Annotated in this window: 17 protein-coding genes; all 17 read right to left on the bottom strand. The window is 41.3% G+C overall.

All coding sequences use genetic code 11. From position 1 onward, the window contains the following. Positions 1-4: 4 nt before the first annotated feature. The 17 genes from ACVHUV_RS12200 to ACVHUV_RS12120 all read right to left on the bottom strand — a co-directional run bounded on the left by ACVHUV_RS12200 (position 5) and on the right by ACVHUV_RS12120 (position 14,948). The gene (locus ACVHUV_RS12200; RefSeq protein WP_317941506.1) at positions 5-772 is read right to left on the bottom strand and encodes a menaquinol-cytochrome c reductase cytochrome b/c subunit; all 768 of its coding nucleotides are present in this window, start codon (positions 770-772) and stop codon (positions 5-7) included. A 54-nt stretch (positions 773-826) separates the two neighbouring features. Next, entirely contained in the window at positions 827-1,501 is a 675-nt protein-coding gene (qcrB, locus tag ACVHUV_RS12195) for a menaquinol-cytochrome c reductase cytochrome b subunit (RefSeq protein ID WP_317941507.1), read from the bottom strand. 22 nt (positions 1,502-1,523) lie between these two features. Beyond that, positions 1,524-2,027, bottom strand: a complete 504-nt coding sequence (locus ACVHUV_RS12190) for a Rieske (2Fe-2S) protein (protein ID WP_317941931.1) — start codon at positions 2,025-2,027, stop codon at positions 1,524-1,526. 207 nt (positions 2,028-2,234) lie between these two features. Further along, positions 2,235-2,684, bottom strand: coding sequence for a DUF2487 family protein (locus ACVHUV_RS12185; protein ID WP_462084738.1), 450 nt, complete (start codon positions 2,682-2,684; stop codon positions 2,235-2,237). Between the two features lie 56 nt (positions 2,685-2,740). Next, a complete protein-coding gene (locus ACVHUV_RS12180) occupies positions 2,741-3,292 on the bottom strand; it encodes a ReoY family proteolytic degradation factor (protein WP_317941509.1) in 552 nt (183 codons plus the stop codon). Position 3,293: 1 nt separating this feature from the next. Continuing rightward, positions 3,294-4,559, bottom strand: a complete 1,266-nt coding sequence (locus ACVHUV_RS12175) for a tetratricopeptide repeat protein (RefSeq protein WP_462084737.1) — start codon at positions 4,557-4,559, stop codon at positions 3,294-3,296. Positions 4,560-4,607: 48 nt separating this feature from the next. Next, positions 4,608-5,906: a 3-phosphoshikimate 1-carboxyvinyltransferase gene (gene aroA / locus ACVHUV_RS12170; protein WP_462084736.1), complete on the bottom strand. Its 1,299-nt coding sequence runs from the start codon at positions 5,904-5,906 to the stop codon at positions 4,608-4,610. Between the two features lie 17 nt (positions 5,907-5,923). Continuing rightward, the gene (locus ACVHUV_RS12165) at positions 5,924-7,039 is read right to left on the bottom strand and encodes a prephenate dehydrogenase (RefSeq protein WP_462084735.1); all 1,116 of its coding nucleotides are present in this window, start codon (positions 7,037-7,039) and stop codon (positions 5,924-5,926) included. Between the two features lie 6 nt (positions 7,040-7,045). Next, the gene (gene hisC / locus ACVHUV_RS12160) at positions 7,046-8,137 is read right to left on the bottom strand and encodes a histidinol-phosphate transaminase (protein ID WP_371390008.1); all 1,092 of its coding nucleotides are present in this window, start codon (positions 8,135-8,137) and stop codon (positions 7,046-7,048) included. A 24-nt stretch (positions 8,138-8,161) separates the two neighbouring features. Further along, the gene (gene aroH, locus ACVHUV_RS12155) at positions 8,162-8,527 is read right to left on the bottom strand and encodes a chorismate mutase (RefSeq protein WP_371390007.1); all 366 of its coding nucleotides are present in this window, start codon (positions 8,525-8,527) and stop codon (positions 8,162-8,164) included. 12 nt (positions 8,528-8,539) lie between these two features. Continuing rightward, the gene (gene aroB, locus ACVHUV_RS12150) at positions 8,540-9,628 is read right to left on the bottom strand and encodes a 3-dehydroquinate synthase (RefSeq protein WP_462084734.1); all 1,089 of its coding nucleotides are present in this window, start codon (positions 9,626-9,628) and stop codon (positions 8,540-8,542) included. 1 nt (position 9,629) lies between these two features. Continuing rightward, complete coding sequence (aroC, locus tag ACVHUV_RS12145) at positions 9,630-10,811, bottom strand: chorismate synthase (RefSeq protein WP_317941516.1); 1,182 nt, start codon at positions 10,809-10,811, stop codon at positions 9,630-9,632. 130 nt (positions 10,812-10,941) lie between these two features. Continuing rightward, positions 10,942-11,712: a CheR family methyltransferase gene (locus ACVHUV_RS12140; protein ID WP_462084733.1), complete on the bottom strand. Its 771-nt coding sequence runs from the start codon at positions 11,710-11,712 to the stop codon at positions 10,942-10,944. Between the two features lie 252 nt (positions 11,713-11,964). Continuing rightward, positions 11,965-12,411 (bottom strand): nucleoside-diphosphate kinase, encoded by a 447-nt coding sequence (gene ndk / locus ACVHUV_RS12135; protein ID WP_462084732.1) that lies wholly within the window; start codon positions 12,409-12,411, stop codon positions 11,965-11,967. Positions 12,412-12,498: 87 nt separating this feature from the next. Beyond that, positions 12,499-13,473 (bottom strand): polyprenyl synthetase family protein, encoded by a 975-nt coding sequence (locus tag ACVHUV_RS12130; protein WP_371390002.1) that lies wholly within the window; start codon positions 13,471-13,473, stop codon positions 12,499-12,501. 25 nt (positions 13,474-13,498) lie between these two features. Beyond that, on the bottom strand, positions 13,499-14,194 hold the full coding sequence (locus tag ACVHUV_RS12125) for a demethylmenaquinone methyltransferase (RefSeq protein WP_317941520.1): 696 nt from the start codon (positions 14,192-14,194) through the stop codon (positions 13,499-13,501). Between the two features lie 19 nt (positions 14,195-14,213). Further along, entirely contained in the window at positions 14,214-14,948 is a 735-nt protein-coding gene (locus tag ACVHUV_RS12120) for a heptaprenyl diphosphate synthase component 1 (RefSeq protein ID WP_462084731.1), read from the bottom strand. Positions 14,949-14,970 lie beyond the last annotated feature (22 nt).

The following is a 14,970-nucleotide window of genomic DNA, read 5'->3' as shown; positions in this document are numbered from 1 at the left end:
TTTGTTACTCACCTGATTTTAAATTAGCAAGGAATTCAGCAAGCACTTGAAGATCTTCTTCAGATCCTGTCCACTGTCCTGCTGGCATTGTGCCGACACCGTTATGAGCAATATCAACAATCTCTTCAGCTGTTAATCCTGTATCCGCTAACGCAGGTCCAAGGGCGCCTTGGAAGGCATCACCATGACATTGGATACAAGAGGATCCAGCATAGATTTGATACTCAGCAGATTCTGGATCAAATGAAACTTCTTCACGGATTTCACCTTGTGCTTTTGCTTGTTCCCAGTTATGGTTCACAACTGATTCCCATGTTAAGTAGAAAATTGCAGCAAATGCAAGAAGCATGAATCCTGTTGGCAACGGTCGCTTGAATGGACGACGTTCTTTTGAAGTATCCATGAATGGTACAAGCATTAGCGCACCAACTGCTAGTCCTGGCATAACGATTGCTCCAATGACGTTGTATGGTCCGGAAGCAAATTCATATTTCAATAATTGATACATGAATAGGAAATACCAGTCAGGTAGTGGGATGTAAGTTGTATCTGTTGGATCCGCTTGACGTTCAAGTGGTGAAGGATGCGCAACAGTTAAAATTAAGTATCCAATTAGGAAAATTGCACCGATAATCCACTCTTTCAAGAGGAAGTTCGGCCAGAAAGCTTCAGTTTTACCCGGATATTCCGAGTAGTCTTTTGGGACATTGGATTTCCGGTTTGCTGGAATCCTGGAGTCACCAACAAATTTCATACCTTTTCCGCGATGCATGTTGTCCCCTCCTTCTTCTAGTTTCAGACAATCACATCAAGTTGGATGTAAATTTTATAGTGGACCAGAAATACCTTGTCTTCTGATCATGATAAAGTGTGCTGCAAGCAACCCAAGCAAAGCAGCTGGTAAGAAGAATACATGAATGGCAAAGAAACGTGTTAATGTTTGAGCACCTAAGATTTCAGAATCTCCTGCTAGGAGAATTTTAATCTGCTCACCAATGAATGGAACGGAAGCTGCAATTTCGATACCAACTTTTGTAGCGAATAATGCTTTCATATCCCATGGTAGCAAGTAACCAGTAAATCCAAGGCCTAACATTGTAACAAAAATAAGGACACCAACTACCCAGTTTAATTCACGTGGTTTCTTATAAGAACCTGTAAAGAATACACGTAAAGTATGTAGGAACATCATCACGATAACGAGTGAAGCTCCCCAATGGTGCATACCACGCACAATCTCACCGAATGCAACTTCATTTTGAAGGTAGTAAACGGATTTCCAAGCATTCTCAACATCTGGCGTGTAGTACATTGTCAAAAACATTCCAGATAGTATTTGGATGACTGTTACGAAGAATGTCAAGCCACCAAAGCAATAGATAAATGCGGAAAAGTGATGTGCAGGGTTTACGTGCTCAGGTACTTCATGGTCAGCAATATCACGCCATATCGGGGTGATATCCAACCGCTCATCAACCCAATCGTATAGTTTGTTTAGCACTTCGGTCGTACCCCCTTACATTTTAAACTAATGTGTTTGGAACAGTTTTTCCAATATGCACGTAACCATCCACGATTTCAACCAAATACTCATCTAGTGGTCCTAAAGGTGGTGTTCCAGCTACGTTTTTACCGTTTTTCTCATAACGTCCGGCATGGCAAGGGCAGAAGAATTCGTTCTTATGGTTGTCCCCTTCCCAGTTAACGACGCATCCAAGGTGCTTACAGACAGGAGAAAGTGCGATTACTTCGTCGCCTTCTTTATAAACCCAAGCGGTGTTTGAAACGTCGGATTTATACCAACCATCTTTTCGATCTTTAATCGTAAAGTCAACACGCACAGGTGTTTCAGTCAATTCGTCAACTTTTTGGGAAGTTGGAACAAATTCACCTTCACCTTTTGCCTGCAAGACTGGATCGACTGCAAAGCGGACCATCGGCATGACTGCGGCCGAAACCATAAATCCACCGACGCCCATCAATGTGTAGCTTAGGAATTGGCGCCTTGACACTTTGCTGCTCATCAGTTTCCCTCCTCTTACTCCAAAATCAGTCCAACGGACATACTTTTATTAATTGTAATACTAGGACATATCTATGATATATCAATATTAATGTAAATTCAATCCTGCATTCCTTAGTTACCCAAGAATGTGAACAAATAATGAATTCTGTATGTCAGATTAGCAAAATTTTGAAGCTAAATCTCGATTACTTGTAAGATTAAAATCAGATTACTGCTTTGACCATTGTTCTGTAAATTTCGGCAATAATTGGCGAAGTTGATCTTCCAGTATGGAATTACGCAATGACGGCTCCATACTTTCAAGAGGAATTGAAGGCATCCAAAGTACTTGACCTGGCAAGTCCATTTCATTCCATTCGTGATCGGTTGTCAGGAAAAACACATGTTTAAATGATGTTCTTCTAAAATCACTCAATGTCGTTTCTGCCATTTTTGCAAGATCAGTTGAAGCGGTGTAACTGAATGGTGGCGCAAACATCATACGACCTTTAAATTGCATTTCAATCAGCGAGCTTAGTTGCATGACAAATTCTGTCGAAGATGCGCTTGTCTTCATATTATCCATGTTCAACTGCACTTTTACAAGCGGGACGACTAATGTGTCAATATATTCTTTCTGTTGCAAATATGTATCCATATCTTTGCCTGTCCAATTCATCACTATTCACTCCTAAACAATTTCAAACAAATGACTCCACCTTAAGGATGGAGTCATCAGTCATTTGTAATCATCATATCATTCAGCATCGCAGATAAGATAAGAAAACGTTCTCGATCATTGGCATCAAGTGCTTCATCTACACGTTTCCTTAGTAAATCCAAGGACATTGATGCTGCACTCTCTTCTAACAATTTCTCCGCAATTTTCCGATCTCTAGCGCTCACTTGCAACTCTACCGGCAAGAAAGGATTTTCTTCCCGTACACTAGCATAGTGTGGACAAGAATGACTGTTTGGGAAATTCAACTGGATATACATTTTTTCATCAGGATGGAGCCGAAGATCATGGAATGATTTTTCCGCGTCGGCTGTCATCAAATTCCCTTTGTAAAAACGGAAAGGGATACTTTCGGAATTTGTCGTTGAAATTACCATCGCCCGCGGGCAATAATGTGCTTCATCCGTAAAGTGGACGTTTTGAAGAAGTTGCTCATGGCTAAGAAGATAATTCAGTATCCACACACATTCCCGGCGCTTTAACTTATAGCGCTTTAAAAACCATCTTACAAAGTCTTTTTTGGCAGCGACAGGAATCATGGCTGTCATATCACACCTCCTCGTCATTCAACGTTTCAAGAAAAGCGCTCCATTCCTCATGGGGTTCTATCTTTAACAGTGCTCTAACTACTTCGATAGATTCGTCTCGTTTTCCTTCATCTAAAAGGAATCTTGCGTATTTATCCAAAAACGTTAAATCATCTTCCATACCAGCATATGCTTTACTGTAAGATACGTATGCATCGTCAAAACGTTCCTCACGTTCCAATGCAAATGCTTTGAATGCATGAAGTATCGGCAGATCCACTTGTCCATCCGGCATTTCTGACAGCAAACTTAACAATTTTTCGTCCTGCTCCTTCTCGTTATACAGGGAAGACAACGTAATGAGCGCTTCCATATATTCGGGGTCAAGCGCAATTGCTTGCTGCAAGTGCTCTTCAGCTTCCTCTGGCAAACCGAGTTTCAAAGCAGATTTTCCTGCAGACAATCTTAATTCCTTGTCAAATTCATCCCGTGCAATGCCTTTTTTGAAAAATTCATAGGCTTTGTTGTCGTTACCTGATTTTGAACACGCCTGACCCGCCAGCATATAGGCCGAAAAGTAATCAGGATCCATTGCAATTAAGTCCTCTAACATGTTACTTGATTTTTCGGCATCCCCGCTCTGATAGTAAGCATAAGCTGCACCAAATAACGTATCGGGGACTACCTCATCCTCTAACAGAAGTTCGTAGAATGGAATTGCGTCTTCGTAAGCTGCGCCGGCACTGTATGTTTCAGCTAGGCGTAATGGGATACTTGTACCTGCGATGGAGCGATGACCTTCATCATACAACTGAGAGAAAGATTTGGCCGCTTCGATATATCTCCCCCCGTCAAGAAGCAATTCCGCTAACGCGAATCGTATAACCGGTTCGTGTGGAGCGATTCGTTGAGCTTCTTTCACTTTCCCGATCGCAGCCTCTGCCATACCAATCATCTGGTAGTAGTCAGCAAGCGCCATCAATGCTTGCACATACTCTTCTTGATCGGGCGTGATTTCTGAGAGTAGCAGTAACGCATCATCTTCTTCTCCCAATTCCAGTAATGTTGAAGCTCTGTCAATTTTCAGTTGCGACTCTTCAGGCATGTACGTAAGCAACGTTTCATATATATGATCCGCCTGTCCAATATACCCGTAAGACACGATCATGCTAGCGGCTTCGTAAAGCAATTCAAAATCCTGCGATCGTTCCGCCTGATCAATTAACTCATTTAGTTTTTGAATGTCTCCATCCAGGATTGCCTGTTCAAAATCTTGTAACTGCACCATATTTTCACCTGTTCCTTCATGTTGTATACATTAGGAAAATTATTCTTATCAGCCATTGTTGACGAGCGCTGTCAAATGCTCAAAGAAGTTTGGATAAGACACTGCAATGCAAGCAGGGTCTTCAATAATCACTTCTCCGTCAGCAACTAACGATGCAATCGCTGCCATCATACCCAGTCGATGGTCACCATAGGAGTTCATGCTAGTCCCCTTTAATGGCGTTGGTCCGTGTATGATCATTCCATCCGGAGTTGCTTCGATGGATGCACCTAACTTCTTCAATTCAGTCGTGACTGCTGCAATGCGATCCGTTTCTTTTACACGAAGTTCAGCTGCGTCTTTTATGATCGTTGTACCTTCAGCCTGTGTCGCTAACAAAGCAATGATCGGCAATTCGTCAATGAGCGTTGGAATAATCTCTCCGCTTATTTCAATACCATGTAAAGTGGCTTTGGAAACCTTAATTGTACCATAGGATTCACCTCTGCCACCAGTTTCCTCGTGTACGTCAATGGCAGCACCCATCTGACGCAATACTTCAATAATTCCTGTCCGTGTTGGATTAAGGCCAACCTCCACAATTTCAACGCAACTATCTTCAACCATTGCAGCAGCTGCCAAGAAGAATGCGGCAGATGAAATATCACCCGGTACTTTTACAGATGATGCTTGAAGTGTTTGCCCCCCCTCAATCGTTACAGTGTTCCCATTCGTTTCAATCGAGACGCCGAATTGTTCAAACATCCGTTCAGTATGGTCACGTGAAATTGCCGGTTCCGAAACGATTGTCTTTCCGGACGCACGTAAACCTGCGAATAAAATAGCAGACTTTACTTGTGCACTCGCCACTGGTACATGGTACGTCATTCTACTTAACTCGCCACCTTTTACTGTAAGTGGCAAATATTCATCGTCTTCCGTGCCTACAATTTTTGCACCCATTGACTGTAAAGGAATTGTAACTCTTTTCATCGGTCGTTTGGATAAGGACTCGTCTCCTGTTAATACTGAAGAAACGTTTGAGCCAGCTAAAATTCCAAGCATCAGCCTAGCAGTCGTACCGGAATTACCCGCATACAATTCATCTGATGGCGTTGTCCAATTTTCGATACCCGGACTATCAATTGTTACATTAGTCCCCTGCCTTTCGATTGAAACACCTAATTGCTTAAAAATTTCAATCGTCCGTAGGCAGTCTTCACCTTCAAGAAAACCTTCCACGGTTGTTCTGCCTTCAGCAATCGCCCCTAACATAATCGAACGATGCGAAATGGATTTATCCCCAGGTACTTTTATTGAGCCGTTCAATCTCGGCTTATGAAATTGTAAGGTTTTTTGTTCAGCCATGAATAGCTCCCCTTTTACTAAAGTATGTGCATGCTGTAATCCGTTTTTGTAGATAGCGCATTTCTTGCAGCTTTTCGGTCATCAGCTGTTTGGAAGCTGATAACAAGAATTCCGTATACATCCGTACGGGTCTCTACAATTCGTATATTCGTTAAACTAATTTCTTCCTCTGCCAATATTTTTGTGATTTCTGAAATGACACCCGGATGATCCGGTATGTCGATATGCAAATCGAATGTCATGTATAATGCCCCTTGCACTGCTCCCTCATATGTGGATGGCAGGCGGTCCCTGTACTGCTTCGCGTCTGCAAAGAAATCAAAGATCTCTTCAGGATTATTTGCTAACAACATGCTTTTAATGCGGTTCATTTCATTCAACCAACCATCAAGTTGCTGAAGTAATTCCGTTTGGTTTTGGATTGTAATGTCCCGCCACATTGTAGGATCTGCTGAAGCAATCCTTGTTAAATCACGAAATCCGCCAGCCGCTAATTTTTTTACGAATGGTTGGTCGATTTCTTGCTCCGCTAACCTTCCGACTAGTGAGGAAGCAACAAGATGAGGGAAATGGCTGACAATAGCAGTCATGCGATCATGCTCACTAGCATCCAAAACAACGATTTTACCTTTCGTTGCAGTCAATAAATTCGATAATCGATCGATTTTAAGACGTTCTTCATTTTCTAAAGGTGTCAAAATGTAATAGGCATTCTCAAATAGGTGTGCTTTCGCTGCAGCTACACCACTTTTGTGCGAGCCCGCCATTGGATGCCCGCCGATGAATGTAATGCCTTGTTCCGTAAACCACTTAGCCGCTTCCATAATTGGACTTTTTGTACTGCCTGTATCTGAAATGATGACATCTTCTTTTAGTGACCATTCTCGCGCTTCTTTCATTAACGCAATCGTTGTATTGACAGGTGTCGCAAACAAAACGAAATCAGCATTTTCACATGCTATTTTTGCTGATGGCGCAATTGAATCGATAATGCCTCTCCGATATGCTTCATCTGCTGACGAATAAGAACGATCGAAACCAGTAATATGTAAATCGAGATTCCCCCGTTTTAATGCAAGCCCAAGGGAACCTCCTATTAAGCCTAATCCAATAATTGCTACCGTATTCTTCATAATTACCTACCTATTTTCTAGTAATAATTGTTCGAATGCTTCAAACAATCCGCTGTTCTGTTCATCCGTTCCAACAGTAATCCGGATGTAGCCGGGTGTCCCTAATGCATTGCCACTCCTTACAATATATCCTTGTTTCAACAAAAATTCAGCAGCTTCATCTGCGTCTCCTGGTACTTCGATCAGGACAAAATTCGTTTCAGAATCAAACATATGTAAACCATTTTTGCTAGCAAAATCCTTATAACGGTTTCTTTGAACTTCATTCCGATCGCGGCATTGATGAATGAATGCATCATCTTCCAATGCTTTCGTTGCAACAGCAACCGCCAACGTATTATTATTAAACGGATTTCGGATTTTGTTTAATTGTGAAATGATTTCTGATGAACCGATACCGTATCCAATCCTGAATGACGCAAGACCGTATGCCTTAGAAAATGTCCGTAAGACGATGATATTTGGGAATTTATCCAGCAAAGTTAATGAGTCAACATGCGCTGGGTCTGTAACGTACTCAAAATATGCCTCATCCAAGACGACTAAGATGGACTTCGGCACTTTTTGTAAGAAATCTAGTAACTCAGCATGAGGAATTAGGTTGCCTGTTGGGTTATTCGGATTGCAAATCCACATAACAGCAGTTTTGTCCGTAATCGCAGCTAAATGAGCAGACAAATCGTGCTGTCCATTTACAAGAGGGACTTCCGTAAAATCAGCACCTTCTATTTTTGCATTATGTGCATATTGAGGAAAAGTTGGCGTCGGCATGATGGTATGCTTGTTTTCATCTAGTAACGCTCGGGAGATGATTGTAATAATTTCGTCAGAACCGTTCCCAAAAAGAATCGATTCTTCGGAAACGCCATGTTTTTCCGCAAGCTTTTCACGCAAAGTTGTTGCATGTCCATCAGGATAAATCTCATAGGGCATGAGCGAGCTTCTTAAAAATTCAGCGACTGTAGAAGGACAACCATATGGATTTTCATTGGAAGCCAGTTTAACGACTTCGTTCAAACCGTAACGTTTCTTCACTTCCTCAGTAGATCTACCTGGTTTGTATGGATTCATTTCACTCAACACTTGTTTCCACTGCATCGAACTTCCCCCGCTCTGTTAGTTTTATTTTTGTAAATCTGGCCGAAGCTTTAGGGCTTCATTTTGATAAATATGTTGAATTCCTTCTTGTGGTATATCCGAATTAACATGCATCAACACCCGAATGCATAACGGCAGACCGCCGGGAACGTTCATTTCATGTGTACACATGACAGGTACATATTTCCATCCTTCTAACGAACGTACAGCCTTAGCGGGAAATGCCGATTCAATATCTTGTGTTGTGGATAAGATGACCGATACGATATCTTCCGGCTGTATCCCATTTGACTGCGCCATCTCTTTTACTAAGGCTTCAGTCACTGTTAACACTTCTTCACTGTTGTCTCGTACAACGGTAGTTGCTCCACGGATCCCACGTACTGTCATCCAATCTCCCCCTCAAACTCTTCTCTTTAATTCATCAAAAATCTGATGACACACTGGAATTGTCATTTGTTGAACAAAAGGCAATCCAAGGTTTTGTAACAATACAAAATGCATGTTACCAAACGTCGCTTTCTTATCTTTTAACATGTATGGTAAAAACGCTTCAAATGAGTGTTCATGTACTGGTTCAAAAGGATAGCCATTCGCTTTAGCGAAATCAATAAATTCATTTGTAAAACAAGACTCAATTTCTCCATATTGCTCACTCGCGATGAGACTATACACCATGCCAATTAAGACACATTCACCATGACTCAAACCACCATAACCATAAACTGCTTCAACTGCATGGCCGAATGTATGGCCGAAATTTAAAAACTTCCTGGATGAATGTTCAAATGTATCTTCCGCTACGATATCCGCCTTCACTTGAATTCCTTTTAACAATTCAGTAGATAACCACTCAACTGATGGCGAAGTGAAATTTTCTTTACGCAGTAATTCATACGACCAATCAGAGTCTGATATGAATGCATGCTTCACCAGTTCTGCAAGACCGGATCGCATTTCTCTAGGAGGAAGCGTCTGGAACAAATCGGTATGAAAAAGGACTGCGGAAGGTTGGTGGAAAGAACCAACCATGTTTTTCCCTTCTGGAAGATTGATGGCCGTTTTTCCTCCCACCGCACTATCATGAGAGAGGATTGTTGTTGGACACTGTATGAATCGAATCCCTCTCATATACGTTGCGGCAACAAAGCCCGTTAAATCTCCACACGCTCCTCCGCCAAATGCAATTAGAATGGATTGTCGCGTAAAATTTTCGCGTAAAAAATAGGATTGGCAATCAATATATACTTCAGCTGTCTTACATTGTTCACCTGAAGGGACGACTTTCAATTTCGGTTCAACACCCGCTTGTTGTAACGCATTACAAAGTACAGGTAAATGGTGTTTCGCAACTGTTTCATCAGCAATGATCCCTACCTGATCCGCACTGGAAAGCAATTGGCGATACTTTGTAGAGAACAAGTCATATACATCACTGCCAATATGCACATCGTATTGAAGATCTGCTAATTGAACGGAAAGTGTGCCCATATTAGAACTCCTTTACATATTGTCGATACTGTTCAATCTCTTTTTGTAATCCCGTTATTGTATCAGAACGGAACTCTTCCATAATCGCTTTTGCAATTTCTGTCGCAATGACGTGTTCCGCAACGACTGAAGCAGCAGGAACTGCACAAGGATCAGATCGTTCAATTGTAGCGACAAAAGGTTCTTTCGTATCAATATCAACGCTTTCTAGCGGCTTATATAATGTTGGGATAGGTTTCATAACTCCACGGACAACAATCGGCATACCCGTTGTCATTCCACCTTCTAAGCCACCGAGGCGATTCGATTTTCTGAAATAGCCTCGGTCTTTTGACCAAGTAATCTCATCATGTACTTCACTTCCAGGTTTTTGAGCCATTTTAAAACCAAGACCGAATTCCACACCTTTGAAAGCATTAATGCTCATCATGGCTCCAGCTAACTTGCCGTCCAATTTACGATCAAATTGAACGTAACTGCCTATTCCTGGAGGACACCCGTCAATAATGACTTCTACGACACCACCGAGTGTATCCCCTCTTCCTTTAATATCGTCAATTGCCGACACCATTCGAACCGAAGCATCTTTATCCGCACAATAAACCGGGTCGTTTTCGATAACTGTACGTAATTCATCCATCGACAAATTTTCATAAGAGGAAGGATCCGTAACAATTCCGCCGATTTCTGTAACATGTGACACGGTTTCAATCCCTATTTGGCGAAGGAACTGTTTTGCAACTGCACCAATTGCTACGCGCATCGTTGTTTCCCTGGCAGAAGACCTTTCGAGCACATTCCTTAAATCGCGATGGCCATACTTCATCCCGCCGACGAGATCCGCATGACCCGGTCTCGGTCTAGAAATTCTACGCTTAATGTCTTCCGGATTCACATCATCCGCTAATGGTTCAATCCCCATGATGCCCGTCCAATGCTTCCAATCATCATTCACGACTGTTAACGTAACTGGAGAACCTAACGTTTTACCGTGTCTGACGCCCGAAGTGATTAACACCTGGTCTTTCTCTATTTGCATGCGACGACCTCTACCATGTCCACCTTGTCGTCTCTTTAGTTCCTTATTAATCATTTCAGCCGTTAACGGCATTTGAGCGGGTAACCCTTCAATAATTGCTGTCAGTTGAGGACCATGTGACTCACCAGCTGTAAAATACCTCATCTCAATTCCTCTCTTTCTCTCTATTGTCAAAAGGATAAATATCCGTTTCATAGCACTTTATCAGAACAAAGTGAATTTGACTATATCTATTGTTAAAAAATATTTGTAAATAGGTCGTAAAAAACCATTCTTACTTTTTGCGATAAAAAAACGTCTCTTCCGATTCAAAACCGTATTTAGATGGGTTGAATATTTGCTCTGTGCTTCCGACGAACAATATGCCCCCCGGTCTAAGTGCCTTAGAAAAGCTTTCATAAATCTGATCTTTTGCTTCTTCCGTGAAGTAAATCATGACATTCCGACAAACAATCAGATCAAAACCTGATCCGTATGAGTCATTTAAAAGATTGTGCTGTTTAAATTGAACGGTTTGTTTAATGGAATCTTTTACTTGATAATGTTGACCTTCATTGATAAAGTACTGCTCGACAATTTTTCGTGGTACTTCCTTTAAGGATCGATCTGCATACAGTCCTACCTTTGCTCGTTCAATCACGCCGCTATCTAGATCCGTTGCCAGTATGGAGATATCTTTTAATGGTACGTGTGATGACAACACCATTGCGAGCGAATAAGGTTCCTCTCCTGTCGAACAAGCCGCACTCCAAATTTTCAGTTTTTTATTTTCATTGAGCAGTTTAGGGAATATTTTCTTATCCAGCACTTCCCAGCGTTGTGCATTGCGATAAAACTCGGACACATTAATTGTCATTCTATCTAGGAACTCATCCAATAACTTTGCATCATTATGTATAGCTGTGTAATAATCTGAAAAATTATCGTATCCTCGCTTTTCATACAAAGATGTCAATCTTCTTTTCATCTGCGCTTCTTTATATAGAGAAAGGTCGATACCCGTTTTGTTTTTTACTTTCTCAATAAACTGTATGTAATCTGTCAATCTTGACGACGCTCCTTCCGAACCTTTTTTCTAATTATAGCGGAAAAGAGTTGAAAAATGTGTGACAAATGCAAATCGGATGCATATTTATGCCTATCTCGGTTGACGATGAAATCATTACTTGCTTAAACTACTATGGAATTATCATGGAGAATGGTTTTGCAAGCATCAAAATGCTGACACATATAATAAAAACAGCCTTGCGTTCGTACGCTTGGCTGTTTTTATCAAACCTTACTGGTAGTCATTAAATTAGTTAATCCAGCTGACCATTGCTTTGTCATAGCTTACAAGCTCTTCTTCCTTGAAGAACAAGTTGATCTCACGGACTGCAGATTTTGGTGAGTCTGAACCATGAATGATGTTCTTGCCGACAGTTACAGCAAAGTCTCCACGAATTGTTCCTGGAGCTGATTCTTTTGGATTTGTAGCACCCATCATAAGACGTGCAGTTGAGATAACGTTTTCGCCTTCCCAAACCATTGCAAATACAGGGCCTGAAGTGATGAATTCTACAAGCTCACCGAAAAACGGACGCTCTTTATGTTCACCGTAGTGTTGTTCAGCAAGTTCTTGAGAAATTTGCATTAATTTCCCGCCTACTAATGTAAATCCTTTACTTTCAAAACGGTTTACGATTTCACCGATTAAATTACGTTGTACGCCGTCTGGCTTTACCATTAAAAATGTTTTTTCCATTTATAAACACTCCTTCACGTATGTATGGAATTTTATCCTTACTGATCGTACCATTCAGATCCTAAACTTTCAACTGGTATCTCTTCATTAGAACTTTCTTTGTCCAAGAAACTCGGCAATTTGTAGTAACGATTTTTTTGCCTCGCAATCCGGCAACATTTCAACTTCCGCAATTGCTTTTTCCAAGTATTGATCACTTACACGTTGTGCTCGTTCAATAGCACCTGACTGACGTATATATGTCAACATCTCTCCCCGCTCAACATCTGTCAACGTTCCATTGAAGGAGCGTACCAAATAGGGCTGGAATTCCGGTTCATCTTTTATGTAAAGTGTCGGTAATGTTAAATGTCCATTTAACAGATCACTACCAGCAGGTTTGCCAAGTTTTTCATCTGTTGAAGTAATATCCAGTATGTCATCAACAATTTGAAAAGCCATGCCGGCAAAATAACCAAACCGCTTCAGTTTCCTGACAACATCGGGAGATGCATTTGAAACGAGTGCGCCTAATTCACAACTGGAGGATAACAACAATGCCGTCTTTCGTTTAATACGGCGTAAATAATCGCGGAATGTTTGATCAATCTTTTGTTGGAATTCTATTTGAATGATTTCACCCTTACAAATCTCCAACATCGTCTCTGCGAGTAACTGATGGACTGCCGGCATTTCAATTTCACCGATCGACACGAGTGCTCTTGAGAAGATATAATCACCTGTATACATTGCAATACGATTATTCCATCGTGCTTTGACCGTTTCGAATCCACGTCGGACATCCGAATTGTCAATGACATCATCATGTACAAGTGAAGCCATATGAATCAGCTCCAAGGAGACCGCGACTTTTGCAACATTCTCCTTTGAATACTGCCCAAATTGTGATGACAATATAACGAAAATCGGACGAATCCTTTTCCCCCCTGCACGTAAAAGCAGGAGAGAAGCTTGCCGAATGACCGGGGAAGAGGAGTCTACGGTTTTTTCAAGTTCCTTTTCGATAAATGTTAGGTCCTTTCGAAACCCAGTATAAAGTGACAATAACTTCAATTTCTCCAAGACAATTACCTTCCCCTACTTGCAATTATTTGTATGCGATGTGCCCCGCTGTTGCCCCACCACTATATTTCTTATAAGATACTTCACGAAACCCAGCGTCTACGAACATTTGTGACAATTGCTTGGCACCTGGAAAGTCATCCGCGGATTCTTGTAACCATGAGTATTCCTTATAACTTTTCGCAAAAAGTTTTCCGAAAATCGGCATGATATATTTAAAGTAAAAACGGAACAGTTGGCGGTACCCAGGAATTTCCGCTTGGGATGTTTCTAGACACGCTGCCATGCCCCCCGGTTTTAATACTCGGCACAATTCCTTTAATACTTGCTCATAGTCAGGTACATTCCGTAAACCGAAACCTATTGTTACATAATCAAAACTGTTGTCAGGAAACGGCAATTCCATCGCGTTGCCTTGAATCAGTTCAATGGTAGGGTATTTGTCAACTTTCGGTTTGGCTGAAGCAAGCATACTTGGGCTGAAATCGAGCCCTTTCACTTCTCCTTCCATCCCTACAGCTTCCGCTAATGCAATGGTCCAATCTGCAGTACCGCAACAAACGTCTAGTGCCTTCGCACCTTTTTTCACATTCATGCGTAACATAATATCATTACGCCATTTTTTATGTTGATTGAAGCTGATTACCGAATTCATTTTATCATAATCCGTAGCAATCTTTTCAAATACATGGTGCACTTTTTCTTCTTTAGATGTTTTCAAGATGGTTCCCCTTTCTTTCTTAAATGGGTTTACCTAAAAGAGGTGTCGCGAGCCTAAGAATTTCCTGCTTTAAAAAAGGGCTTAGAAATTCAGCACTCTCAAGCTCTTCTTGTAAGATTGTCGTCAATACGGATATTGCTTTTTCAACATCCGTTTTACTCATGGAATTCCCGGTCCAACCATATCGAACAATTGCATTTTTGGAGAACTTCCTGGAAAACCAAATAAGTGCCAATGCAGACTGCGTAATTTTGGTATACCGCGAAAAGCCGTACGTGTTTAGAAACTCCGAAATGCATCCCGATTCGATGCAAGTCATTGATTGAATCAATGATTGTACACTTTCTACTTCTTCCATTAACAAATTCGTTTTCGTCTCATTAATCCGTCCTATCATCTCAGACATGGATGTAATAAAAGCAAAATCAGAAATAGTTGCTAATAACTTGTAGTGAATGCCACTAAAATGATCCCCAGACAAGACCATTAGTTGTTGTTCTTTAGAAGAGGCATCTAAAATATCCACCTTATCATGGATATCAAAAGCTGCATGTACAGCTCCAACTGCAAGAGCAGACACATGTAGCTCTTCTGACCATTCTTCGCCGTTCAGTAACGGTAACAATAGAAAAAACGCCTTTGCATCGTCCAACGGCATTCTTCCTAATGTTTTGGTCATAATGGGTTCTTGAATGGATTGTTCAACATCCCTTATATAGTATTGAATCTTTCGATTGAGTAGTTGTCTGTCCATCTTCGGATCTCCATTCAATTGC

The sequence above is a fragment of the Sporosarcina saromensis genome, from assembly GCF_054901285.1.
Note: the sequence above shows the minus strand (reverse complement) of the source record. Positions and strands in the feature narration are given on the sequence as shown.